Here is a 24,490-nt window from a genome sequence, read left to right as displayed (position 1 = left end):
CAACCTGAGGGGTGATCACGGCATACTGGAGCCCGTCAGAGCCGTCATTGAAGGAGCCTGTATGCAGTTGGACCCCGCGAGCGGTTGGTTTGAAGGCGTGCGCCATTGCCCGTCACCCAACTTCAATGCGCGCCCCACGGGCGAAATCTCCTTGCTGGTAATCCACAATATCAGCCTGCCTCCGGCGCAGTTCGCGACGGGCAAGGTGCAGGAATTTTTTCAGAACCGCCTGGATGTCACCGAGCACCCCTACTTTGAAGGGATTGCCGACTTGCGCGTGTCTGCGCATTTTCTGATCGAGCGTGACGGCGCGATCACACAGTTTGTCTCTTGTCTTGATCGGGCGTGGCACGCAGGCGTGTCCCGGTTCGAGGGGCGTGAAGGGTGTAACGATTTCTCCCTTGGCATCGAGCTTGAAGGCACTGACGATCTGCCGTTCACCGAGGCTCAATATCACGCGCTGATTGCCCTGACCCGCCAATTGCAGTCTACGTTTACAGCCATCACCCATTCACGTATCCAGGGGCATAGCGATATCGCCCCCGGACGCAAGACTGATCCGGGACCGGCGTTCGACTGGGCACGCTATCGCGGGGCTCTGGAAAAAGGGGAAGCACAATGAGTTTTCTGGTGTTACTGCTGGCGGTCTGGATCGAGAAGTTCTCGGCCTTGCGTCATCAAGTTCAGCGCGACAGTGGATGGCTGCGGGAGCTGGCCAAGTATGAAGCCAGCCCGAAGCTTGCGAATCGGCCCTGGCTGGTGCTGGCATTGCTGGTGCTCTTCCCTGTGGCGTTACTCGGCTTTTTGCTGCTGGTACTGGAGCCGGTGGCCTATGGCTTGTTGGCCCTGCCGGTGCACTTGCTGGTGGTGATTTACAGCCTGGGCCGTGGTGATTTGCTCGGCGGCCTGGGACCGTTTCGTGATGCCTGGCGCCGGGAAGACCTGCAAGCGGCGGCGCTTGTCGCCAAACGTGACCTGGATATTTGCGCCGACAGCGGCGAGCAATTGCTGCAGAAGGTTCAAGCCCATTTGCTGTGGCAGGCTTATCAGAGTTTTTTTGCGGTGATTTTCTGGTACTTCCTGCTCGGTCCGGTGGCGGCCCTGAGTTATCGCTTGCTGGCCCTGGCGGCCGAGCACGGCAAGAACCCGGCGGTGGTCGAGCGCGCCGCACAATTGCGACATGCCTTTGACTGGCTGCCGGTGCGCTTGCTGGCAGCGAGTTTTGCTTTGGTCGGTAACTTCGTCGCGGTCAGCCGGGTGATGCTCCATGAATTGTTGAACTGGAATATCAGCGCCGCGCAGTTGATCGAGAACGTCGGCGTGGTAGCGGGTGAGATTCCGGCACCAGTGGCGGGGCCTGAAGGGGTTCAAAACCTGGATCAGATCTGGGAACTGCTGCTGCGAGCGGCGGTGGTCTGGTATGCCGGGTTTGCCATTTGGACCGTGCTGCCCTGATCCAGCTGTGTGGCGAACGCTTTTGTGGCGAGGGGGCTTGCCCCCGTTCGGCTGCAGAGCAGTCGTAAAACCGGTTGACTCACTTCTCCTGACGAACCGCGTACTTCGATTTTAGGGGCGCTTTGCACCCCAGCGGGGGCAAGCCCCCTCGCCACAGGTTTTTCTTCCGGCCTGAGTGATCGCGTTCGAGTCGTTAACCTTAAGTTACAAAACCCCCTTTCGATTTGAGCTATACAGAAGCAGCGCGCCATAGTGGCTATCTGCTGCATCTGCGTGCCTGCCCAAAAAAATAAGAAATGAAAGGGGGACGTCCGTGAAGAGTTTGCTCTATCCCGCCGTTGCGCTGATGAATCGCCTGAGCTTCGGCATGAAGTTCAGCCTGATCAGCGTGCTGTTTTTCTTCCCCATGCTGGTGACCAATTTCTATCTGGTTCGGGATTCGTATCGCGAGTTCCAGGGCACCCAGGTCGAGTTGCAAAGCCTCGATCTGTTGGGCGGTGGGCTGACGCTGCGGCGGGATCTGGAAACCCTGAACAACCTGGTACAGATCAACGCTACCCTCGGCCAGTCTGGCAAGGCGGGCGATACCGAATCGAAAATCAGCGCCCTTGAGCAGAGCGTGCTAACACGCCTGCAAAGCCTGACCGCGACGACCATCGATCCTGAGCAGGTCAGCGTTTTTGATGGCAAGCGCGATGAAATGATTGCAGCGTTCAAGGCTCAACAAGCGGAGACGTCTGTGCAAAGCAAAAGTGCGCTGATCGGCAAACTGCTCGGCAACGCACAGATTTTCAGCCAGATCATCGCCAGCCAGGCCGGCCTGAGTCGTGACAACCAGAGTGATCTACGCCAATTGAGTGAGCTGATCACCAACGTTACCCCGCGTGTGACGCAAACCCTCGGCGAAGGCCGGGCGATGGGGGCCTACTCGCTGGGGCAGGGGTTTCTCAACTCCGCTTCGAGCACCCGATTCGATGAGTTGCTGGCGCAGATCGACAAGCTTCAGGCCGAATACACCTTGAAGTTGCAGGACGCACTGGCGGCCGGCAAAGCGGCGCGTGAGGTGCTGGAACCCTCGGCCAATGCCAGCAAAGCCACGCTCAAGCAGGCCAGCGAGCTGTTTGAAGAGCAAGTGGTGGTGGCCGATACCCTCGATAAACCCTGGCAGGGTTTTTACGATCAGGTCACCGGGCTGATGGACAAGACCTATCAATTGAATGACGCGACGCTTAAGTTTCTTGGCGTTCAATTGCAGCAACGCCTGGAACAGAACCGCACGCACATGGTGTTGCAGACGGTGGCACTGTCGGTGGTGTTCGTGCTGATTTTTTATCTCTACGGCGGCTTCTATGCCTCCACCCGCACCACCCTCAAGCGTCTCGGCGGAGTGATGGACAAGGTGGCGGCCGGTGACATGACCATCACGTTTACCGCTCACAGCCGTGATGAGTTGGGTGAATTGGGCAACGTCTTCAATGGCACCGTGGCGAAGATCCATGACCTGATCGAGTTGGTCGGCAAGACCGTCAACGAAGTGGAGCGTCAGGCGAGTCAGGTGGAAACGGTATCGGCCCGGAGCAATCAGGCGGTGGCCGGTCAGCGTACGCAGATCGAACAAGTCGCCACGGCGATGAACCAGATGTCGGCCACCGCTCAGGAAGTTGCACGCAGTGCGGCGGCTGCCGTCAGCAGTGCCCACAGCGTCAACGATGAAACCATTAGCGGTCGCAGCTTGGTCGAGTCGCAACAAGGCAGCATTGCGCAACTGGCCAGCGAGATCGACTCGTCAGTGCGGGTGATCAATCAACTGGCCAGCGACAGCCAGTCCATCAGTCGCGTGCTGGAAGTGATCAAGAGCATCGCCGAGCAGACCAACCTGTTGGCACTCAACGCGGCCATTGAGGCTGCCCGTGCAGGTGAGCAGGGACGAGGCTTTGCGGTGGTGGCCGATGAGGTCCGCACCCTGGCCAAACGGACCCAGCAATCGACCGAAGAAATCGAGCAGATGATTACCAGGCTGCACGGTGGCGTTGGCGCCGCCGTGAAGGCCATGGGCGTCAGTCACCAGATGGCCAGCGGCACGGTTGGTCAGTCGGAGAAGGTCCAGCAAGCCCTGGAAAACATCCTGGGGGCGGTGGGTATGATCGTCGATCAGAACCAGCAAATTGCCGCGGCAGTCGAACAGCAAACCGCGGTGGCCCATGATATCGACCAGAACATTGTCGAGATCAACCGGGCCGGCGAGCGCACCGCCGAAGGTGCGCACCAGACCGAGCATGCCAGCCGTGCACTGTCGGCCCAAGTGGTGCAGTTGAAGCACTTGATCAGCGCGTTTCGGGTTTGAAGTCTCACCACGAATAAATGTGGGAGCAGCCGGGCGGCGTTCCGTCTGCTCGCGAAGGCGTTGTCACATCCAACATCGATGTGACTGACTAACCGCTTTCGCGAGCAGGCTCGCTCCCACAGGTGTTTTGTGCTGTCAGTTATTACCAGTTGAACAGCTCGCAGGCGTTGGCGGTGCTGGCAGCGGCCAGTTGCTCGGGGCTGATGGCCATGATCTGCGCCAGTGCCGCGCAAATCGCCGGCAGGTGAGCAGGGCTGTTGCGTTGTCCGGGGTACATGGCGGGCGCCATGTCCGGTGAATCGGTTTCCAGCACGACCGATTCCAGCGGCAAACCGGCGATTACTTTGTGCATGCGCAAGGCTTGTGGCCAGGTTGCCGCGCCGCCCAATCCCAGTTTGAAACCGAGCTTGAGGTATTCGCGGGCCTCTTCCTGGCTGCCGGCAAAGGCGTGGATGATGCCGGCGCGTTTGAGCCTGAAGCGTTTCAAGGTCGCAATCACCGCCGCATGGCTGCGCCGCACATGCAGCAGCGCCGGCAACTGGAAGTCTGCCGCCAGTTGCAGCTGTGCTTCAAACAGCGCTTGCTGACGTTCGCGGTCCAGTTCCTCAAGAAAGTAATCCAGGCCAATTTCGCCCACGGCGCACAGTTGCCGATGGCCGGCCAGACGCGTCAGCCAGTCCGCCAACTCGGTCAGGTCAGCGGGACGATGCTCATCGACATAGACCGGATGCAGGCCAAACGCGGCATGCAGGTCAGGATCGCTTTGCACCAGGTCCCAGACCCGCTGCCAATTGCGCTGATAAACCCCCAGCACCACCATCCGCTTCACACCCAAGGCGCGGCATTGAGCCAGCAGCGCCTGACGGTCCGGGTCGAAGTCCGGGAAGTCCAGATGAGTGTGGCTGTCGATCAGCTCCACGTTTCAGTCCTGGCGAATACGCTGTTTGAAGGTCCGCGCGATGGCTTGCACACCGGGTTGGTAATGGGCTTCTTCAATCGCCGCGACCGCCAGTTGCAGCGCTTTGTCGGCGATCAGTTGATGCTGCTGGGCCATGGCGTTGACCGGCAGCGGCAGGAAGTCCAGCAGCTGTGTGTCGCCAAACGTGCCGAGGCGCAACGGGCGGGTTTTCAACGGGAAGTCATGCAAAGCATCGAACACGCCTTGAAGCAGCACGTAGGACGTCGTCACCAGCGCATCGGGCAAGTGGCCAAGGCGTTGCAGTAATTCTTCCATCAGCTGTCGGCCGCAGTCGCGGCTGAATGCCTCGCCGTGTTCGATCAGGACGTCACCCTTGAAGTCGACTAAAGCCTGCTTGAAGCCGGCCGCACGCTCCTGGCTGATGCTCAGCTCGGGCCGCGCACCGATCAGCGCAATCTGCTTGGGCTCTGGCTGCAACAGGCTGCGGGTGAGGTTCAGGCTGGCTTCGCGATCATCGCTGATCACCGAGCAAAAATGCTCAGGCTCCATGACCCGGTCAATGGCAATGATCGGCAAGCCCTTGGCCTGCAACTGGCGATAGCTGTCATCACCGGCCGGCAGGCAGCTGGCGACAATCAATGCATCGCAACGCCGTGCGCGAAACAGCTTGAGCAACTGGCGCTCGCTGTCCGGTGCATCGTCGGAGCTGGCAATCAGCAACTGATAGCCACGCGCCCGGGCACCCTGTTCGAGGAGCTTGGCGATCCGCGCGTAACTGGGGTTTTCCAGGTCCGGCAGAATGAAACCCAGGGTGCGGGTGTGCCGACTGCGCAACCCGGCCGCTTGAGGATTAGGCGTAAAGCCATGTTGCTCGACCACCGCGCGCACGCGCTCGACGGTGGCGTTGCTGATGCGCTGCTGTTCGGCCTTGCCATTGATGACATAGCTGGCGGTGGTGACAGACACACCGGCCAACTGGGCAATATCACTGAGTTTCAACCCGGGATTTCCTTGTTTTTTCGAGCTTGCCCCGACATTTTGTCCAATCCTACCCGATTACGGCAGGCGACTAATGTCGCAACGCATCCGACAAGTTGGACTTCAAGGTTGGGAGATTATCGAGTAACGTGCAGACTCATCTAGATTAAACGTTTCAGCAAGCGTATTTTCTGCGCTATTGGCTCTTTTTGCCGGTTCTGCCGCGAAACCGACAAAGGATGCTCTGAAAAAGAGTGCTCTGAATAAAGCCTAAACTGATTCAATCAAAACAATACCTGGCGCGACCCCGCGCCAAAAAGGAGAAAGCATGCTCGAGCTCACCATAGAGCAGATATCCATGGGCCAGTCGGCTGTGGATAAAGCCGCCGCATTGCATTTGCTGGCCGACACGCTGGTTAACGATGGCCTGGTGGCCGAGGGTTACCTCAGCGGCTTGCAGGCGCGTGAAGCCCAGGGTTCGACCTTTCTCGGCCAAGGTATTGCGATCCCCCACGGAACCCCCGATACCCGCGATCTGGTGCACACCACCGGCGTGCGTTTGCTGCAGTTCCCCGAAGGGGTGGATTGGGGCGACGGCCACATCGTCTACCTGGCGATTGGTATCGCGGCCAAATCCGACGAGCATTTGCGCCTGCTGCAATTGCTGACCCGCGCCCTCGGTGAAACCGATCTGGGCCAGGCCTTGCGCCGCGCCAGCAGCGCCGAAGCCTTGCTGAAACTGCTGCAAGGTGCACCGCAAGAACTGGCGCTGGATGCACAAATGATCGGCCTGGGCGTCTCCGCCGACGACTTCGAAGAGCTGGTCTGGCGTGGCGCACGGTTGTTGCGTCAGGCCGACTGCGTGAGCAATGGTTTTTCGGCGGTATTGCAGCAGGTCGAAGCGCTGCCGTTGGGTGATGGCCTGTGGTGGCTGCACAGCGAACAAACGGTCAAGCGCCCCGGCCTGGCCTTCGTCACCCCGGACAAACCGATTCGTTACCTCGGCCAGCCACTGAGCGGGCTGTTCTGTCTGGCCAGCCTTGGCGAGGCGCATCAGGCCTTGCTCGAACGTCTTTGCGCCTTGCTGATTGAAGGTCGTGGTCACGAGCTCGGTCGCGCCACCAGCCGGCGTGCGGTGCTGGAAGTGCTCGGCGGTGAATTGCCGGCCGATTGGCCGAGCGCTCGTATTGCCTTGGCCAACGCCCATGGCTTGCACGCGCGGCCGGCGAAGATCCTTGCGCAGTTGGCGAAAAGTTTTGAAGGCGAGATCCGCATCCGCATTGTCGACGGTCAGGACAGCGCGGTGTCGGTGAAGAGCTTGAGCAAACTGCTCAGCCTCGGTGCTCGTCGCGGCCAGGTGTTGGAGTTGATTGCCGAGCCGAGCATCGCCGCCGATGCGTTGCCGGCGCTGCTGAGGGCTATTGAAGAAGGCCTGGGCGAAGACATCGAACCGTTGCCGACGGTGAGTGCACAGAGCGAGGTCATCGACGAAATTACTGACGTCGTGGTTGCTCCAGCCTCCGGTTGCGTGATTCAGGCCGTCGCTGCTGCACCAGGGATTGCCATTGGTCCTGCACATATTCAGGTGCTGCAAGCGATCGATTACCCGTTGCGGGGCGAGTCCACGGCGATCGAGCGCGAGCGTCTGAAAACATCCCTGGCCGATGTCCGTCGCGACATCGAAGGGTTGATCCAGCGCAGCAAGGCCAAGGCCATCCGAGAGATTTTCATCACCCACCAGGAAATGCTCGACGACCCGGAACTGACCGACGAAGTCGACACTCGCCTCAAGCAAGGCGAAAGCGCTGAAGCGGCGTGGATGGCGGTGATCGACGCGGCAGCCAGACAACAGGAATCCTTGCAGGATGCCTTGCTCGCCGAGCGAGCAGCGGACTTGCGCGATATCGGTCGACGGGTGCTCGCGCAACTGTGCGGCATCGAAACCCCGAGCGAACCGGATCAGCCGTACATCCTGGTAATGGATGAAGTGGGTCCATCGGATGTCGCGCGCCTTGATCCAACGCGGGTGGCCGGCATTCTTACCGCACGCGGTGGTGCCACCGCCCACAGCGCGATTGTCGCTCGGGCCTTGGGCATTCCGGCGCTGGTTGGTGCTGGCGCGGCGGTGTTGCGGCTGGCTTCGGGCACGCCATTGCTGCTCGATGGTCAGCGCGGTCGGCTGCATGTCGACGCCGATGCGGCGACGTTGCAGCGTGCCGCCGAAGAACGTGACAACCGCGAACAACGCCTGCAAGCGGCCGCGGCCCAGCGTCACCAACCGGCGCTGACCACTGACGGCCATGCGGTCGAAGTGTTCGCCAACATTGGCGAAAGCGCAGGCGTGGTCAGCGCGGTGGAGCAGGGTGCTGAAGGGATTGGTCTGCTGCGCACCGAACTGATTTTTATGGCCCACCAGCAAGCGCCGGACGAAGCCACTCAAGAAGTCGAATACCGTCGGGTGCTCGATGGCCTGGCCGGGCGGCCGCTGGTGGTGCGGACCCTGGACGTTGGAGGTGACAAGCCGTTGCCGTATTGGCCGATTGCCAAGGAGGAAAACCCGTTCCTCGGCGTGCGTGGCATTCGCCTGACCTTGCAACGTCCGCAGATCATGGAAGCGCAGTTGCGTGCCTTGCTGCGCGCCGCTGACAACCGACCGTTGCGGATCATGTTCCCGATGGTCGGCAGCGTCGATGAATGGCGTCAGGCGCGAGATATGACCGAGCGCCTGCGTCTGGAAATCCCGGTGGCCGACCTGCAACTGGGGATCATGATCGAAGTGCCTTCGGCGGCTTTGCTGGCGCCGGTTCTGGCCAAGGAAGTCGATTTTTTCAGCGTCGGGACCAATGACCTGACCCAATACACCCTGGCCATCGATCGCGGTCATCCGACCCTGTCGGCCCAGGCCGATGGCTTGCACCCGGCGGTGTTGCAACTGATCGACATCACGGTGCGCGCCGCCCATGCTCATGGCAAATGGGTTGGCGTGTGCGGCGAACTGGCGGCAGACCCGCTGGCGGTACCGGTGTTGGTCGGCCTGGGGGTGGATGAGTTGAGCGTTTCGGCGCGCAGCATCGGCGAGGTCAAGGCACGGGTTCGTGAGCTGAGTCTTGCGCAGGTAAAACATCTGGCCCAACTGGCTCTGGCCGTGGGCAGCGCGAATGAAGTGCGCGCATTAGTGGAGGCTCTGTAATGGCCAAAATCCTAACCCTGACCCTCAACCCGGCGCTGGACCTCACCGTTCAGTTGCCGCATCTGGAACCTGGTCAGGTCAATCGCAGCGACGCCATGCACACCCACGCCGCCGGCAAGGGCATCAATGTGGCACAGGTGCTGGCAGACCTCGGGCATCAGCTGACGGTCAGCGGTTTTCTCGGTGAGGACAATCTTCAGGCGTTCGAAGCGCTGTTCGCCAAACGCGGGTTTGTCGACGCCTTCATCCGCGTTCCCGGCGAGACTCGCAGCAACATCAAACTGGCGGAAGCGGACGGACGCATCACTGACATCAACGGTCCAGGGCCGGTGGTCAGTGCGGCTGCGCAGCAGGCGTTGCTCGATCGTCTGGATCAGATCACCTTGGGTCATGACGCCGTAGTGGTCGCCGGCAGTTTGCCGCGTGGCGTCAGCGCACAGTGGTTGCACGGGTTGCTGTTGCGCCTCAAGTCGCGGGGTTTGAAAGTCGCCCTCGACACCAGCGGCGAAGCCTTGCGCGCAGGGCTGTCGGCGGGACCGTGGCTGATCAAACCGAACACCGAAGAGCTGTCCGAGGCGCTGGACTGCGAGGCGATTTCGGTGGCTGCACAAGCCGAAGCGGCGAGTCGTTTGCACGCTCATGGCATCGAACACGTGGTGATTTCCCACGGTGCCGAGGGCGTTAACTGGTTCAGTGTCGGCTCGGCGATGCACGCCACACCACCCAGGGTCAGTGTTGTCAGTACGGTGGGCGCCGGCGATTCATTGCTCGCGGGCATGCTCCACGGTTTGCTCAGTGCCGATACGCCAGAACAAACCTTGCGCACCGCCACGGCGATTGCCGCCATGGCCGTTACGCAGATCGGTTTTGGTATCGGTGACGCCGCGCAACTGGCGCAGCTCGAACAGGAGGTGCGCGTGCGCCTCCTGACAGAACAATAAGAGGGTTGGTCATGAAGTTAGCCATTGTTACTGCCTGCCCGAATGGCATGGTTACCAGTGTGCTGTGCGCGCGTTTGCTCGATGCCGCCGCGCAGCGTCAGGGCTGGAGCACTAGTGTTGAAGTGCATGACGCCGCACACCCGGAGCGCCAACTGTCCGCCGCGACCCTGGAAGACGCCGAGTGGGTGTTGCTGGTCAGCACCGGGACTGTGGATATGTCGCGGTTTGTCGGCAAGCGGGTGTTCCAGAGCACGCCGTCCCAAGCCCTGCAAGACGTCGATGCAGTGCTGCGCCGTGGTGCTGAAGAAGCCCAAATCTATGTCGCCCCGCAAGCTGTCGTTGAACCCGCAACTGTCAGCAAAACCGCGCCGCGTCTGGTGGCGGTCACTGCGTGCCCGACCGGTGTCGCCCATACCTTTATGGCGGCCGAAGCCTTGCAGCAGGCGGCCAAGCGTCTGGGTTATGACTTGCAGGTGGAAACCCAGGGCTCGGTCGGCGCCCGTAATCCATTGAGCGCGCAAGCTATTGCTGATGCTGACGTGGTGCTGTTGGCGGCGGACATCGAAGTCGCCACCGAGCGTTTCGCCGGCAAGAAAATATACCGCTGCGGCACTGGCATCGCCCTGAAACAGGCCGAGGCCACACTCAACAAAGCACTGGCCGAAGGCAAGCAAGAAACCGCATCGAGCGGCGTCCAAGGCCCGGCCAAGAAAGAGAAAACCGGGGTCTACAAACACCTGCTGACGGGCGTCTCGTTCATGTTGCCGATGGTGGTGGCCGGGGGCTTGATGATCGCGCTGTCGTTTGTCTTCGGCATCACCGCGTTCAAGGAGCCGGGCACGCTGGCGGCGGCACTGATGCAGATCGGTGGCGATACCGCGTTCAAGTTGATGGTGCCGTTGCTGGCGGGTTACATCGCCTATTCGATTGCTGACCGTCCTGGCCTGGCGCCAGGGATGATTGGTGGCCTGTTGGCGAGTACCCTGGGCGCCGGTTTTATCGGCGGGATCATTGCCGGATTCATTGCCGGCTACGCGGCGCAGGCGATCAACCGTTATGCGCGTCTGCCGCAAAGTCTGGAAGCGCTGAAACCGATTCTGATCATCCCGTTGCTGGCGAGTCTGTTCACCGGCCTGGTGATGATCTATGTGGTCGGTAAACCGGTCGCCGGACTGCTGGAAAGCCTGACGCATTTCCTCGACAGCATGGGCACCACCAATGCGATTCTGCTGGGGGTATTGCTCGGCGGCATGATGTGCGTCGACCTCGGCGGGCCGATCAACAAGGCCGCTTATGCGTTCTCGGTGGGGCTGCTGGCGTCGCAAAGTTATGCGCCGATGGCCGCGACCATGGCCGCTGGCATGGTGCCGCCGATTGGCCTGGGCATCGCCACGTTCATCGCCCGGCGCAAGTTTGCCCAGACCGAGCGCGAAGCCGGTAAAGCCGCCTTGGTGCTGGGGCTGTGCTTTATCTCCGAAGGGGCGATTCCGTTCGCTGCCAAGGACCCATTGCGGGTGATCCCGGCAAGCATCGCCGGTGGTGCACTGGCCGGTGCACTGTCGATGTATTTCGGCTGCAAGCTGATGGCGCCGCACGGTGGACTGTTCGTGATGCTGATCCCGAATGCGATCAACCATGCGCTGCTGTACCTGCTGGCGATTGTTGCCGGGAGCCTGTTGACGGCGGTGGTTTACGCCGCGGTCAAACGCCCCGAAGTCGCCGAGTTGGCATTGGAACCGGCCAACGCCTGATGCCGGTCTGGGCGCCTCACACGATCCGTAGCAGCTGGCGCAGCCTGCGTTCGGCTCGGTCCGCGTTCGGGCGAAGCAGTCGTAGAATCAGGTAACGCGGAGTTTCAGGTTCACCGCAGGCGCAGGTTTCACGACTGCTTCGCAGCCGAACGCAGGCTGCGCCAGCTGCTACGGGGGGGCGTGGCGTTTGAGGACTCGGTGGTGAGTGTCACAGCGCATTCATGTAGCCATGTTTAAGTTTTCCTTTTAGGGAGAACTCCATGAGCGAATTCGACTTGGGACGCCGTCGAGTGATGCAGGCTGTCGGTGCCGGTTTGTTGTTACCTGGCCTGGCTCCGGCGGTGATCGCCTCGGTCAAGGATCGCCCACAGCTCACCGATGGCGTGCAATCCGGTGATCTGCTGGGCGACCGGGCGATGATCTGGAGCCGCAGCGACCGCCCGGCGCGGATGGTCGTGGAATGGGACACTCGCAGCCTGTTCAGCAATCCTCGGCGTTTCGTCTCACCGTTGGCTGATGCCCGCACCGACTTCACGGCCCGGGTCGAGCTGACCGGGCTGCCCGCCGATCAGGCGATCTTCTATCGCGTGTACTTCGAAGACGCCCAAAGCGGCGTGGCCAGCGAACCGTGGTTCGGTCACCTGCGCAGCGTGCCGCAGACCCGTCGCGACATCCGTTTTGTCTGGAGCGGCGACACCGTCGGCCAGGGCTTCGGGATCAACCCGGATATCGGTGGCATGCGCATCTACGAAGCGATGCGCTTGCGCCTGCCGGACTTCTTTATCCACAGCGGCGACACCATCTACGCCGACGGCCCGGTGCCGGCGCAACTGACCACCGAAAACGGTCGGGTGTGGCGCAACATCACCAGCGAAGCCAAGAGCAAAGTCGCGGAAACCCTCGACGAATATCGCGGCAACTACCGCTACAACCTGATGGACGAAAACATCCGCCGTTTTAATGCCGAGGTGCCGCAGATCTGGCAGTGGGACGACCACGAAGTGGTGAACAACTGGTCGCCGGGCAAACAGCTCGACGAGCGCTACCAAAGCAAGGATATCCACAGCCTGGTCGGCCGTGCGCGGCAAGCCTGGCTCGAATACGCGCCGATGCGCTTGCAGGCCGCCGACAACGGCGGACGGATCTATCGCAAGCTCGGTTACGGGCCGCTGCTGGATGTGTTCGTGCTGGACATGCGCAGCTATCGCGGGGCCAACGACGACAACCTCGGCGGCGAAAAAGCCTTCCTCGGACGCGAGCAACTGGAGTGGCTCAAGCGTGAACTGAAAAACTCCGGCGCGCAGTGGAAAGTCATCGCCGCCGACATGCCGATTGGTCTTGGCGTGCCTGATGGCGAAGTCAGCCCCGGCGTGCCGCGCTGGGAAGCCGTGGCCAACGGTGACCCGGGCCCGGCCCAGGGCCGCGAGCTGGAGATCGCTGAGTTGTTGGGTTTCTTGCGGGCGCAGCAGGTGCGCAATTACGTCTGGCTGACGGCCGATGTGCATTACTGCGCCGCTCACCATTACCACCCGGATCGTGCAGCGTTTCAGGACTTCGAACCGTTCTGGGAGTTCGTCGCAGGTCCCTTGAATGCCGGCAGCTTCGGCCCCAATCCGCTGGATAAAACCTTCGGCCCCGAAGTGGTGTTCGAGAAAGCCCCACCGGCGCAGAACACCTCACCGTTTGCCGGGTTTCAGTTTTTCGGCGAGGTGAATATCGATGGCCAGACCGCCGAAATGAGCGTCATCCTGCGCGACCTGGATGGCGTGGCGGTGTTTGAGCAGAAATTGCAGCCGGTTTGAAAACAAGCATTCTGTAGGAGCACGGCTTGCCGGCGATGGTGGCCTTGAGATCGCGATCGCGAGCAAGCTCGGCTCCTACAGAGATTGTTGTCAGTAGACGTCGCGGCGGTAGCGGCCCTGCTCGATCAGCCGCTCGACTTCATCAACACCGAGCACTTCGTTGAGTACTTGATCCACGCCTGTCGCCATCCCTTGCAGGCTGCCGCAGATGTAGATCGATGCACCGTCCGCCAGCCACTTTTTCAGCTCGACGGCACGTTGGCGCAGGCGATCCTGAACGTAGATCTTCTCGGCCTGATCCCGTGAAAATGCCAGGTCCAGCCGCTCCAGATCGCTTTCGATCAACCATCCCTCGAGCTCATCGCGACAGAGGAAGTCATGCTCGCGGTTGCGTTCGCCAAACAGCAGCCAGTTGCGTGTCTGGCCATCGGCAATTCGTGCCTTGAGCAAGCTGCGCAGGCCAGCCAGTCCGGTGCCGTTGCCCAGCAGAATCATCGGTACGGGCGTTGCCGGTAGATGAAAACCGCTGTTGCGCCGTACCCGCAGGCTGATGGCAGAACCCAATGGCGCGTATTCGGTCAGCCAGCCGGAGCCGATGCCCAGACGTCCATCTGCATGACATTCCTGACGCACCAGCAGTTCGAGCACGCCGTCGGCGGCAATCGAGGCGATCGAGTATTCGCGCATGGCCAATGGCACCAGCGCGTCGACCAGCGCCTGAGCGTGCAAGCCGACCAGATGCACGCGATTTTCGGGTAATTGACGGCTGGCCAAGGCGTGTTCCAGGGTTTCCTGCACGCCATTGATTTGCACCCGACTGTTGCCGGCGATGCCCAGCCCTTCAAGGAACTGTTCAATCGCGCCCCGGCAATTGCGCGGTAGCACTTCAACCAGGTCGCCGGCCAGCCAACTGCTGGTGTCGGGCGCCGTCAGGCCCAGCAGGTAAACGTCGGCGCCGCTGCTGTCGGGGTTGAGCAGTTCGCGCTTGCTCAAGGTCCAGTTGTTGTAGCTCGGGGCTTTCCAGGTATCGACCGGTGGCTGCCCGGTCAGTTGACCGAGTTGCTGCTGCCAATGGCGCAGGGCGTACGGGTCGCCGCTGTCGACTTCCACCGGGGCAAACAACGTGGTGCCACCGTGTTCCGAAAGCCAGCTGTGCAAGCGTTTGGCAAAGCCGCAGAAGTGTTGATACTGCCGATCACCGAGGCCAAGCACGGCGTAGTTCAGGCTCGAAAGGCTCAGCGCCCGACCCAGCACCTTGCGCTCGAAACCACGAGCGCTGTCCGGTGCTTCGCCGTCACCAAAGGTACTGACCACGAACAGCGCATTGCTCGACTCGCGCAGGTCCTGCTCGCTGACAGCCGCCAGCGGTTGGACCTTTACCGGCAACCCGGCAGCCTGCAATTGGCTGGCGGTCTGCCAGGCCAACTGTTCGGCAAAACCGCTCTGGCTGGCGAAGCCGATCAGCCATGCCGGTACATCGCTGGTGGTGTGCATCAGCTCTTTGCGGGCGTTTTTGATCTGGCGTTGCTTGCGTCGACGGTCCAGGTACAGCAACCAGCCGGTGATGAAGAACAGCGGCATGGTCAGCGAGGCCAGTGTCAGCACAATTCGCCCGACGAGGCCGAAGTAACTGCCGACGTGCAGCGCGTAAATGCTGGTCAACAGTTGCGCCTTGAAGCTCTTGTCGCCGTAGCGATCATGACGGCTGATAACACCGGTGGCCGGGTCGAGCGTGATCTGGTTCAGCGCCCGGTCATGGGGTGAGTTTTTCAACAGATAGAACACAGTCGCCGGTTGTCCGGCCACCGGTGGCATGCGCACGTTATAGGCGCTCAGGCCCGGCCCCGCGGCGCTGTAGATGCTGCTCCAGATCGCGTTGTAATCGGCGGTCGGCAGGGGGCCGGCCGGTGGCGGTGCACCACGCCCTTGTCTGACGCGTTCGTTTTGCGGTGCGTCCGACAGCAGTTTGCTCAGGCCCTTGTTGTACCACTCATAGGACCAGGACAGCCCGGTCAGCGCTGCCAGCAAATAAACCAGCAAGCACCAGGTGCCCGCGACCGAGTGCAGGTCCCAGTTGAAGCTGCGACCTTTTTTCGCCCAATCGAGGGTCAGCCAGGCACGCCAGCTCGCCACCTGACGCGGCCAGCGCAGGTAGAGCCCGGACAGGCAGAAGAAAATCAGAATCAGTGTGCAGGCACCGGTGATTTGCCGGCCGGTGTCGCCCATCGCCAGGAAACGGTGCAGTTGCAGCATCAGGCCAAAAAAGTCCTGGCCGACGGCATCGCCCATGTAGTCGCCGGTGTACGGGTCGACGTAGCGCATCTGGCCACGGCGCTCGCCCGGCGGCGGGGTGAAGAACACGCGCGCCGCAAAGCCGCTCTCGGTTTCGACCCAAAGCATCGCGACTTTCTTGCCCTCGGCAGCCTCGACCTTGGCCACCAGATCTGCCGGCGGCAGTACGCCGGCCACCTGCTTCTCGACCTGCAGGACCTGTGGGTTCAGTGCCCGCAGGATCTCATCCTGAAACGACACCGCCGCACCGGTAATGCCCATCAAGGCCAGCACCAGACCCGCACTGATGCCGAAGAACCAGTGCAGCTGGAACAGGGTTTTCTTCAACACGTCGTCCGCCTTGTTCGTCTAAAACTGTTTGTTCAATAAGAAACGTCACGGCGCGCATTATGCCGTGAGTTGTCGAGAAACATTCTTTTTTACATGCAAAAGCCCCGCTCATCGTGATGGGCGGGGCTTGGCGACATCGTTCTTTATCAGAAGTGGAAGTTGGTGCTCAGCAATGCCGTACGGCCCGGCGCCTGATTGGCGAAGTGGGTGGCGAAGGCTTTGTCGTAGTAGGTCACGTCGGTCAGGTTCTGCAGGTTCAGTTGCAGGTCGACGTTTTTGGTCAACTTGTAGCTGGCCATCGCGTCATAACGAACGTAGGAGTTGACCATGGTGGTGTTGGCCACGCTGCCGAATACGTCATCGACATAGAACGCGCCGCCGCCCAAGGTCAGCTTCGGCGTGACGTTGTAAGTCGACCACAGGCTGGCGCTGTTTTTCGGGGTGTTAGGCAATTGATTGCCATCGGTGGCGTGGTTCAGCGGGCCGCCATCGACTTGCTCGCTGTCCATGTAGGCGTAGCCGGCGAAGACCTGCCATTTGTCGGTAATCTTGCCGTTGGCCGACAGCTCGATCCCTTGAACGCGGGTTTTGCCGGCGTTTGCGTAGGAAGTGGTATCAACCTGAACACGAGCGTTCTCTTTCTCGGTACGGAACAGGGCGGCGGTCAACGACAGACGATCATTGAGCAGGTCCCACTTGGTGCCGACTTCGTAGTTCTTGGTGGTTTCCGGCTCCATGTCGCTGCTCAGCAGATTGCCGTTGCGATCCTTGGTGCCCGACAGCGGGTTGCCGTCCATGCCTTCGCCCAGGGTATTACCCGGTGGTGTGGCGGAGGTCGCGTAAGAGGCGTAGATGCTGCCGTTTTCAGCCGGTTTGTAAACGACACCCAACTGACCGGTGACGAACTCGCTGGTGTCAGCGCCTTTGGCCGTGGTGGCACCTGCCGCGGTGAAGGTCTTGTACTTAGTGTCGAAGTGGTCGTAGCGCAGGCCCATGTTCACCAGCCATTGCGGCGACAGTTCCAGCGTGTCGAAGACGTACAGGGCACGTGTGTTGGCGGTGGTGTCGGTGCCCGCGTAGTTGCGCGAAATCGCACCGTTCCACGGATCGTTCGGGTTCGGGTTGGCCAGCGAGGTGCAGTTGTAGCCGCTGGACGCGCCGATCATCGATGGCGTGCAGTTGCTGCTTGGTTTGTCCGCTGGACCCGAGCCTGGAGTGGTATCGGTGTTCACGTTGTACGAGGATTTTTCGCCTTCTTCACGGGTGAACTCGACACCGGTGGAGAAGCTGTTCTTGAAGCCGGCGATGTAGAAGTTGCCAAACAGATCGGTCTGGTTGGTGGTGGTCGCTACGTTGCTGACACGGGTGTTGGCACGACGCCAGACGCTGCCGTTGTTCACGTTGCCCTTGCTGTCGTCCGGCTGGGTCAGGATGTAATCCTGCATGCTGGTGCCGTGGCGCAGAGTGTTCTTGATGGTCAGCGCATCGCTCAGGTCGTGCTCGATGGCGAAGGTCGCAGTGTCAGTACGGGTCTTGCGGAAGTCGCGGTCGGTCAAGCCATAGAAGTTGCTGCTGTCACCGCCCGCGTAAGGTTTGTCCGGGTTGCTCTTGGTGCGATCGGCGGTCTTGCCCGAAGCCGGTACGGTGTACGGAATACCTGAGTCCGGCAGGTCGTTGCTTTGCAGATGGTAGTAGTCGAGGTTGACGCGGGTGTCGGTGCCCAGGCCGAAGGCCAGCGACGGCGCGATGCCCCAACGGTCGTAGTCGACCTTGTCACGACCAGCGACGTTGCTTTCGTGGCTCAACAGGTTCAGGCGGCCAGCGGCGGTATCGCTGAACTGGTAGTTGCTGTCCAGGGTGTAGCGCTGGGTCTGGTCCGAGCCCCAGGTGAAACCGCCATTGAACGAGTCGCCCAGGTGCGCCTTTTTGCTCACCAGGTTGATGCTGCCACCGGCTGCGCCACGACCGCCAATTGCGGAGTTCGGGCCTTTGCTGACTTCAATCGACTCAACGGCGAAGATTTCACGGCTCTGGGAGCCGGTGTCACGTACGCCATCGAGGTAGGTGTCGCCCTGAGCGTCGAAACCACGAATAAATGGACGGTCACCCTGCGGGTTGCCGCCTTCACCAGCACCGAACGTGATGCCCGGGACCGTGCGCAGTGCATCCTGCATGTTGAGGGCGCCAGTGTCCTTGAGAACCTGCTGTGGAATCACGGTCACCGAACGCGGGGTATCAATCAGCGGCGCGGTGTACTTGGGCGAAGAGGCTTTTTCGACCTGGTAGGAGGTGGAGTCCTGGGCCTCACCGGTGACACTGGTGGCATCCAGGGCAATCGCATTGCGCGGCGCTTTATCGTCGGTCTTTTCTGCCGCGTAAGCCATGTGCGCTGCAGAGCTGGCAGTGATCGCCACGCCAATTGCAGAGGCGAGTAGACGCGGTGAGCTGACCGGTGATTGTGGTAGTTGGCGTGACATTGTGAATTCCCCTCCCCAGGGTTTGAGGCGGCGGAATATAGGGTAAATACGTATTTGTATCAATTGAGATATATTACTATTTGCGCTGAATTTACATTCTTTACAGTTTTCCCTTACGGGTTTTGCGGACTCATCCGTCAGAGCGATTTTACATTGCCAATAAGAATCAATACCATTGGCATTCCTTTACCCTCAGGTAACACCCCATGCTGCTGCATATTCCCGGCTTGTTCTCCCGCGAAGAGGTGCAGCGCATTCGCGAGGCGCTGGAGCAGGCTGACTGGGCGGACGGCAAGATCACCGCTGGCTTTCAGTCGGCCAAGGCCAAGCACAACCTGCAACTGCCGGAAGGTCACCCGCTGGCGCAGGAAATTGGCGCGGCGATGCTTGAACGGTTGTGGAAACATCCGCGATTCATGTCAGCAGCGTTACCGCACAAAGTTTTTCCACCACTGCTGAACTGCTATACGGCGGGGGGCAGCTTCGACTTTCATATCGACAACGCCGTGCGTCAGCCCAAGGGCAGCATCGAGCGCGTTCGCACCGACCTGTCGTCGACGTTGTTCTTCAGCGATCCGGACGAGTACGACGGTGGCGAGTTGGAAATCCAGGACACCTTTGGCACCCAGCGAGTGAAGTTGCCGGCCGGCGACCTGGTGCTCTATCCGGGCACCAGCCTGCACAAGGTCAACGCGGTGACTCGCGGCACACGCTATGCCTCATTCTTCTGGACCCAAAGCCTGGTTCGCGAAGACAGCCAGCGCGCCTTGCTGTTCGAGATGGACGAGGCGATCCAGCAACTGACCCGGGACATGCCGGATCACCCATCGCTGATTCGCCTGACCGGCACCTATCACAACCTGCTGCGCCGCTGGGTCGAGGTGTAACCGTGAGCTATCGACTGCGCCGCGAGGAAGTCCTCGATGGCGATCAACTCAGCGTGATGCTCGCCGAAAGCCCGGCCCGTGCCGCGCAGGCAATCCTGATCGCCGCGAAGGCCGGGATCCTCGACGCCCAGGCGTTGCTCGGTCAAATCCTGCTCGAAGGGCAGGGCATCGCCAAGGACCAGGCGCTGGCCTTGCGCTGGTTCAAGATCGCCGCCAACGGCGGGCATCTGATGGCGCGCAACATGCTCGGGCGTTGTCATGAACATGGTTGGGGCTGTAATGCCGACGCTACAGTCGCTGCGGGGCATTATCGCTTCGCCGCCGAAGCCGGACTGGACTGGGCGATGTACAACTACGCCAACCTGCTGGCCACCGGGCGTGGTGTGGTCGAGGATCAGTCGCAAGCCCTGAATCTTTATCGCCGAGCCGCCGGGCTGGGCCACGCCAAGTCGATGAACCTGCTGGGGCGCTATCTGGAAGAGGGGCGATTCTGCCCGGCGGATCCTCTGGCCGCAGTGGATTGGTATCGACGTTCGGCAGAGGGCGGGGACTTTCGGGGGCAGTTCAGTTATGCGGCAGTGCTGGCCAACCAAGGGCAGATCAAGGCTGCGCTGAGCTGGCTGCACGAGGCATTGGCGGGTGGGAATTTGAAGTTCTTGAAAGTGGCAGGCGCGGCGCTGTTGAGTGCGAGCGATCCACAAATCCGGGCGTTGGCCACGGATTATCAGCGACGGGCCGCTGGCCTGGCGCAGGTCCTGTAGGAGCACGGCTTGCCGGCGAAGGCGTTCCTGAGATCGCTATCGCCGGCAAGCCGTGCTCCTACAGCCTTAACCGCTGCGTTTAGACGTAGAACGATTTCAACGGCGGGAAACCATTGAACTCAACCGCGCTGTAACTGGTGGTGTACGCGCCGGTGGACAGCCAGTACAGGCGGTCACCGATGGCCAGGTTCAGTGGCAGGCCGTACTTGTAGTTTTCGTACATGATGTCGGCGCTGTCGCAGGTCGGGCCAGCGATGACCACTTCTTCCATCTCGCCTTTCTTCTCGGTCCAGATCGGGAACTTGATGGCTTCGTCCATGGTTTCGATCAGGCCGGAGAACTTGCCCACGTCGGTGTATACCCAACGCTCGACGGCGGTGCGGGATTTACGCGCGACCAACACCACTTCGCTGACCAGGATACCGGCGTTGGCGATCAACGAACGGCCTGGCTCAAGGATGATTTCCGGCAGATCGTCACCGAAGTCTTCCTTGAGGAAACGGATGATTTCTTCGGCGTAGGTTTCCAGGCTGTTGGTGCGGGTGATGTAGTTGGCCGGGAAGCCGCCGCCCATGTTGATCAGTTTGAGGTTAATGCCGTCTTCTTCTTTCAGACGTTCGAAGATCACTTTGACCTTGGCGATCGCCGCATCCCAGACGCTGATGTCACGCTGCTGCGAGCCGACGTGGAAGGAGATGCCGTAAGGCACCAGGCCCAGGTCGCGAGCGAGGATCAGCAGGTCCATGGCCATGTCGGTCTGGCAGCCGAATTTGCGCGACAAAGGCCAGTCGGCGGTGGTCGAGCCTTCGGTCAGGATCCGCACATAGACTTTCGAACCCGGTGCAGCCTTGGCGATGTTGCGCAGGTCGGCTTCGGAGTCGGTGGCATACAGACGCACGCCCTTCTCGTAGAAGTAGCGAATGTCCTTGGATTTCTTGATGGTGTTGCCGTAGCTGATGCGGTCCGGGGTTACGCCGCGGCCCAGCACTTTGTCCAGCTCGTAGATCGAGGCGATGTCGAAGCTCGAACCTTTCTCTTTCAGCAGGTCGATGATTTCGACGGCCGGGTTGGCCTTGACCGCGTAGTAAACCTTGGCAAATTCGAAACCGGCACGCAGGTCGTCATAGGCCTGGGCGATCATCGCAGTGTCGATCACCACGAACGGGGTTTCTTGTTTGTCCGCGAAGGCCTTCATTTTCTGAAAGGTTTCGCGCGCGAAATAGTCTTCGACCTGAATCGACATACTTGGGAGCTCCTACTGGCAAACAGCGTAAATAAATGGGTGCAAATGAACGTCCTCCGTATCCCCACTTTGGTTCGCCTACTTCCCAAGGCATGTCGCCGAAAGCAAAAAGGCCATGGGAAATGCAGATTCCCTTGGCCTTGCTGTCTCGTCGTCAGTACTTGAGCCGGATGGATCGTTTCCAGCATGGACGTTCGGCGCGAACTTTAGGGCGTGAAGGCCTTGAGATCAACAAAAAATGTCGCGTTTTTGCACGCATCCGTCGTGCGGTCCTCGTCAGTCACTTGTGTAACCGACCCTGATGACAGTGTGATGTTCCCGTTGGAGGGATATTTGGGGTGTAAATGATCGTTCCCACTCCGCGTGGGAACGATCAGTCGGAACGAATCAGGCCAGCGCAGTCTCTGCAGGCGAAACAATGCTGGTCTTGCCACCCCGCGAGCGCCCGGAACTCAGGTACTCGGCAATCGACTCCTGCGTCACTTCACCGAGGAACACCCGCTCGGCGTCCATCACCGGCAGCCACGAGCGGTTGAACTCGTACATGCGCGACAAGAGGATTCGCAGGTGCTCGTCGTAGGCTGCCGTGGCGTTGAACTCGCGCAGGTATTGCACGCAGGTGCCGGCCTGACGGTGCAGATCGCGGCGGCGCACGTAGCCCAGGGCCTTGTTGTCGGCGCAGGTGACCACCACGTAGCGGCGGTCGAGTTCGTCCATCAGTTCCAGCGCTTCGGCCACCGGCGTTTCCGGGCTGACTGACGGCGCGTTGTCCGCCGCGTCCTCGGCCTTGACCAGCAGCAGGCGCTTGAGCGTGCTGTCCTGGCCGACGAAGTTGCTGACAAAGTCATCCGCCGGGTGCGCGAGCAGGGTGTCCGGGTGATCGACCTGAATCAGCTTGCCGCCACGGAAGATCGCGATCTTGTCGCCGAGCTTGATCGCTTCGTCGATGTCGTGGCTGACCATGATTACGGTCTTGCCCAGCGCCCGCTGCATCTCGAAAAACTCGTTCTGGATCATCTCGCGGTTGATCGGGTCGACCGCGCCGAACGGTTCGTCCATCAATAGCAACGGGGCGTCGGCGGCGAGGGCGCGGATCACGCCGATCCGCTGTTGCTGGCCACCGGACAGCTCACGCGGGTAGCGGCTCAAGTACTGCTTGGGTTCGAGCTTGATCATGTTCATCAATTCGCGGGCGCGATCGTGGCATTGCTGTTTGTCCCAACCGAGCAGGCGCGGCACGATGGTGATGTTTTCCTCGATGGTCATGTTCGGGAACAGGCCGATCTGCTGGATCACATAACCGATGTTGCGGCGTAAGGTAACGGCGTCGAGATCGGTGGTGTCTTCGCCGTTGATCAGGATTTTGCCCGAGGTCGGCTTGATCAAGCGGTTGATCATTTTCAACGTGGTGCTTTTGCCGCAACCCGACGGGCCGAGGAACACGCAAATCTCGCCTTCGTTGACGATCAGGCTTACCGAGTCCACGGCTTTCACATCTTTACCGTTGCTTTGGAAAGTTTTGCTGAGGTTTTGAAGTTCGATCATTTGAGTAATCCTTTTGGAGTCAGCGAACGTTGCAGCCATTGCAGAAGCAGGTCGGCGAAGATCGCCAGAAGACTGACCAACACCGCACCGACGATCAGCATCGACATATCGCTGCGGCTGATGGCAGCGAGGATCAGTACGCCCAGACCACCGGCGCCGATGGTGGCGGCGATGGTCATCACGCCAATGTTCATGACCACGGCGGTGCGTACGCCGGCGAGGATCACCGGCACCGCAATTGGTAACTCGACCATGCGCAGGCGTTGGCCGAAGGTCATGCCGATGCCCCGGGCTGCTTCGCGAATGCCGGGTTCGACGCCGGTCAGTGCCAGGTAGGTGTTACGCATGATTGGCAGCAGGGAATACAGAAATACCGCGGTGATGGCTGGCATCGGTCCCAGGCCTTGGCCGAATTTCGAGTAGAACGGCAGCAGTAGACCGAACAGCGCAATCGACGGGATGGTCAACAGCACCGTGGCGCTGGCTTGCAAGGGACCGGCCAGCGTCGGGAAGCGCGTCATCAGAATGCCCAGCGGCACGCCGACCACAATCGCCAGGGTCACGGCGATGCCGACCAGGGTGATGTGTTGCCAGGTCAGGTGTAGGACGAGTGGCCAGTCCAGGTGGGAAAAAGCGTTGAGAAATTCCATGGCCTTTCCTCCTTAGTTCAATGGGTGCTGGCGCAAGAAATCTGCGGCCACGGCGGAAGGACTTTCATGATCGACATCGACCCGCGCATTGAGCTGACGCATGGTTTGGTCGTCGAACAGTTCGGCCAGTGGTTTGAGTTGTTCCGCCAGTTGCGGATGGGCATCGAGGTACACCTGACGCACAACCGGCGCAGCGGTGTAGTCCGGGAAGTAATGCTTGTCGTCTTCCAGCAGTTTCAATTTGAAAGCGTTCAAGCGACCGTCAGTGGTGTAGACCAGACCGGCAAACACCTGGCCATTGCGCAGCGCGGTGTAGACCAGCCCGGCGTCCATCTGCCGGATATTGTTGCGGGTCAGGTTCATGTCATAGAGCTTGACCATGCCTTTGAGGCCGTCGGAACGGTTGGCGAACTCGGTGTCCAGAGCCACCAGGTGGTTGGCCTTTGCCTCAGCGTCGAGCACGTTGTTCAAGTCGCTGATGCGGTTGATCTGCGGGTATTCGTCAGCCACGTTCTTCGGCAACGCGAGGGCGTAGGTGTTGCTGAATTTCGACGGGGTGAGCCAGACCAGACCCTTTCTCGCGTCGAGTTCTTTGACTCGCGCGTAGGACTGTTCGCTGTCGAGCTTCTCGGTGACATGGTTGTAAGCCACCAGCGACACGCCGGTGTATTCCCACATCAGGTCGAGCTGGCCGTTTTCATGGGCGCTGCGGGCCAGGCTGCTGCCCAGGCCGCCGGTCACCTGGACCTCATAACCCTTGGTCCGCAGGTATTGCGAGGTGATTTCCGCGAGCAGGGTTTGTTCGGTGAACACCCGGGCGCCGATGCGGATCAACGGTTTGTCGGCGGCGTGGGCAAATCCTGCGCACAGCAGGACGCAGCCTAGTAATAAGCTAAATGTCTTCATGATTATTCCTTCGCTCAGC

General features: G+C 60.6%; 17 protein-coding genes and 1 pseudogene. 10 read left to right on the top strand and 8 right to left on the bottom strand.

Annotated features, from left to right (window positions below; all coding sequences use genetic code 11):
* Window positions 1-61 precede the first annotated feature (61 nt).
* The 4 genes and pseudogenes from ampD (at window position 62) to AO353_RS32040 (ending at window position 3,799) form a co-directional block, all read left to right on the top strand.
* On the top strand, window positions 62-622 hold the full coding sequence (gene ampD, locus AO353_RS05510; protein ID WP_054594054.1) for a 1,6-anhydro-N-acetylmuramyl-L-alanine amidase AmpD: 561 nt from the start codon (window positions 62-64) through the stop codon (window positions 620-622).
* A complete protein-coding gene (gene ampE, locus AO353_RS05505; protein ID WP_054594053.1) occupies window positions 619-1,455 on the top strand; it encodes a regulatory signaling modulator protein AmpE in 837 nt (278 codons plus the stop codon). Before ampD ends, ampE begins: the two co-directional genes overlap by 4 nt.
* A gap of 346 nt (window positions 1,456-1,801) precedes the next feature.
* A pseudogene (locus tag AO353_RS32045) lies at window positions 1,802-2,893 on the top strand (methyl-accepting chemotaxis protein); the annotation flags it as partial.
* Window positions 2,870-3,799, top strand: a complete 930-nt coding sequence (locus tag AO353_RS32040) for a methyl-accepting chemotaxis protein (RefSeq protein WP_371917628.1) — start codon at window positions 2,870-2,872, stop codon at window positions 3,797-3,799. The pseudogene AO353_RS32045 and the gene AO353_RS32040, both read left to right, overlap by 24 nt.
* 142 nt (window positions 3,800-3,941) lie before the next feature.
* On the opposite strand, the gene AO353_RS05495 is transcribed toward AO353_RS32040, so the two are convergent.
* Window positions 3,942-4,718 carry a TatD family hydrolase gene (locus AO353_RS05495; protein WP_054594051.1) on the bottom strand — a complete coding sequence of 259 codons (777 nt, stop codon included), beginning with the start codon at window positions 4,716-4,718 and terminating at the stop codon, window positions 3,942-3,944.
* Window positions 4,719-4,721: 3 nt separating this feature from the next.
* Entirely contained in the window at window positions 4,722-5,717 is a 996-nt protein-coding gene (gene cra, locus AO353_RS05490; RefSeq protein ID WP_054594050.1) for a catabolite repressor/activator, read from the bottom strand.
* A 307-nt stretch (window positions 5,718-6,024) separates the two neighbouring features.
* Here cra and ptsP point away from each other — a divergent pair, with 307 nt between their 5' ends.
* The 4 genes from ptsP to AO353_RS05470 all read left to right on the top strand — a co-directional run bounded on the left by ptsP (window position 6,025) and on the right by AO353_RS05470 (window position 13,380).
* A complete protein-coding gene (gene ptsP / locus AO353_RS05485) occupies window positions 6,025-8,886 on the top strand; it encodes a phosphoenolpyruvate--protein phosphotransferase (protein ID WP_054594049.1) in 2,862 nt (953 codons plus the stop codon).
* Window positions 8,886-9,827, top strand: coding sequence for a 1-phosphofructokinase (gene pfkB, locus AO353_RS05480; protein WP_054594048.1), 942 nt, complete (start codon window positions 8,886-8,888; stop codon window positions 9,825-9,827). The genes ptsP and pfkB overlap by 1 nt, the downstream gene beginning before the upstream one ends.
* 11 nt (window positions 9,828-9,838) lie before the next feature.
* Entirely contained in the window at window positions 9,839-11,578 is a 1,740-nt protein-coding gene (locus AO353_RS05475; protein WP_054594047.1) for a PTS fructose-like transporter subunit IIB, read from the top strand.
* A 260-nt stretch (window positions 11,579-11,838) separates the two neighbouring features.
* Window positions 11,839-13,380, top strand: coding sequence for an alkaline phosphatase D family protein (locus tag AO353_RS05470; protein WP_054594046.1), 1,542 nt, complete (start codon window positions 11,839-11,841; stop codon window positions 13,378-13,380).
* 90 nt (window positions 13,381-13,470) lie between these two features.
* On the opposite strand, the gene AO353_RS05465 is transcribed toward AO353_RS05470, so the two are convergent.
* Both AO353_RS05465 and AO353_RS05460 read right to left on the bottom strand, forming a co-directional pair.
* Window positions 13,471-16,002, bottom strand: a complete 2,532-nt coding sequence (locus AO353_RS05465) for a PepSY domain-containing protein (RefSeq protein WP_054594045.1) — start codon at window positions 16,000-16,002, stop codon at window positions 13,471-13,473.
* A gap of 146 nt (window positions 16,003-16,148) precedes the next feature.
* The gene (locus AO353_RS05460) at window positions 16,149-18,479 is read right to left on the bottom strand and encodes a TonB-dependent receptor (protein WP_054594044.1); all 2,331 of its coding nucleotides are present in this window, start codon (window positions 18,477-18,479) and stop codon (window positions 16,149-16,151) included.
* Between the two features lie 206 nt (window positions 18,480-18,685).
* Here AO353_RS05460 and AO353_RS05455 point away from each other — a divergent pair, with 206 nt between their 5' ends.
* Both AO353_RS05455 and AO353_RS05450 read left to right on the top strand, forming a co-directional pair.
* A complete protein-coding gene (locus AO353_RS05455) occupies window positions 18,686-19,366 on the top strand; it encodes a Fe2+-dependent dioxygenase (RefSeq protein WP_054594043.1) in 681 nt (226 codons plus the stop codon).
* Between the two features lie 2 nt (window positions 19,367-19,368).
* The gene (locus AO353_RS05450) at window positions 19,369-20,127 is read left to right on the top strand and encodes a tetratricopeptide repeat protein (RefSeq protein ID WP_054594042.1); all 759 of its coding nucleotides are present in this window, start codon (window positions 19,369-19,371) and stop codon (window positions 20,125-20,127) included.
* 79 nt (window positions 20,128-20,206) lie between these two features.
* Here AO353_RS05450 and AO353_RS05445 read toward each other — a convergent pair whose 3' ends face one another.
* From AO353_RS05445 to AO353_RS05430, 4 genes are all read right to left on the bottom strand, one after another.
* On the bottom strand, window positions 20,207-21,370 hold the full coding sequence (locus AO353_RS05445; RefSeq protein ID WP_054594041.1) for a type III PLP-dependent enzyme: 1,164 nt from the start codon (window positions 21,368-21,370) through the stop codon (window positions 20,207-20,209).
* Between the two features lie 387 nt (window positions 21,371-21,757).
* Entirely contained in the window at window positions 21,758-22,915 is a 1,158-nt protein-coding gene (locus AO353_RS05440) for a betaine/proline/choline family ABC transporter ATP-binding protein (RefSeq protein ID WP_054594040.1), read from the bottom strand.
* Window positions 22,912-23,565 (bottom strand): ABC transporter permease, encoded by a 654-nt coding sequence (locus AO353_RS05435; RefSeq protein WP_054594039.1) that lies wholly within the window; start codon window positions 23,563-23,565, stop codon window positions 22,912-22,914. The genes AO353_RS05440 and AO353_RS05435 overlap by 4 nt, the downstream gene beginning before the upstream one ends.
* A 12-nt stretch (window positions 23,566-23,577) precedes the next feature.
* The gene (locus tag AO353_RS05430; protein WP_054594038.1) at window positions 23,578-24,471 is read right to left on the bottom strand and encodes a glycine betaine ABC transporter substrate-binding protein; all 894 of its coding nucleotides are present in this window, start codon (window positions 24,469-24,471) and stop codon (window positions 23,578-23,580) included.
* Between the last annotated feature and the right edge of the window lie 19 nt (window positions 24,472-24,490).

This window comes from Pseudomonas fluorescens, from assembly GCF_001307155.1.
In the GTDB taxonomy this organism is placed as follows: Bacteria; Pseudomonadota; Gammaproteobacteria; order Pseudomonadales; family Pseudomonadaceae; genus Aquipseudomonas; species Aquipseudomonas helvetica.
Note: the sequence above shows the minus strand (reverse complement) of the source record. Positions and strands in the feature narration are given on the sequence as shown.

Bases quoted from the DNA above. Each gene is read 5' to 3' on its own strand.
- ampD (WP_054594054.1), top strand. From the start codon at position 62: ATGCAGTTGGACCCCGCGAGCGGTTGGTTTGAAGGCGTGCGCCATTGC.
- ampE (WP_054594053.1), top strand. From the start codon at position 619: ATGAGTTTTCTGGTGTTACTGCTGGCGGTCTGGATCGAGAAGTTCTCG.
- AO353_RS32040 (WP_371917628.1), top strand. From the start codon at position 2,870: ATGACCATCACGTTTACCGCTCACAGCCGTGATGAGTTGGGTGAATTG.
- ptsP (WP_054594049.1), top strand. From the start codon at position 6,025: ATGCTCGAGCTCACCATAGAGCAGATATCCATGGGCCAGTCGGCTGTG.
- pfkB (WP_054594048.1), top strand. From the start codon at position 8,886: ATGGCCAAAATCCTAACCCTGACCCTCAACCCGGCGCTGGACCTCACC.
- AO353_RS05475 (WP_054594047.1), top strand. From the start codon at position 9,839: ATGAAGTTAGCCATTGTTACTGCCTGCCCGAATGGCATGGTTACCAGT.
- AO353_RS05470 (WP_054594046.1), top strand. From the start codon at position 11,839: ATGAGCGAATTCGACTTGGGACGCCGTCGAGTGATGCAGGCTGTCGGT.
- AO353_RS05460 (WP_054594044.1), bottom strand. From the start codon at position 18,479: ATGTCACGCCAACTACCACAATCACCGGTCAGCTCACCGCGTCTACTC.
- AO353_RS05455 (WP_054594043.1), top strand. From the start codon at position 18,686: ATGCTGCTGCATATTCCCGGCTTGTTCTCCCGCGAAGAGGTGCAGCGC.
- AO353_RS05445 (WP_054594041.1), bottom strand. From the start codon at position 21,370: ATGTCGATTCAGGTCGAAGACTATTTCGCGCGCGAAACCTTTCAGAAA.
- AO353_RS05440 (WP_054594040.1), bottom strand. From the start codon at position 22,915: ATGATCGAACTTCAAAACCTCAGCAAAACTTTCCAAAGCAACGGTAAA.
- AO353_RS05435 (WP_054594039.1), bottom strand. From the start codon at position 23,565: ATGGAATTTCTCAACGCTTTTTCCCACCTGGACTGGCCACTCGTCCTA.
- AO353_RS05430 (WP_054594038.1), bottom strand. From the start codon at position 24,471: ATGAAGACATTTAGCTTATTACTAGGCTGCGTCCTGCTGTGCGCAGGA.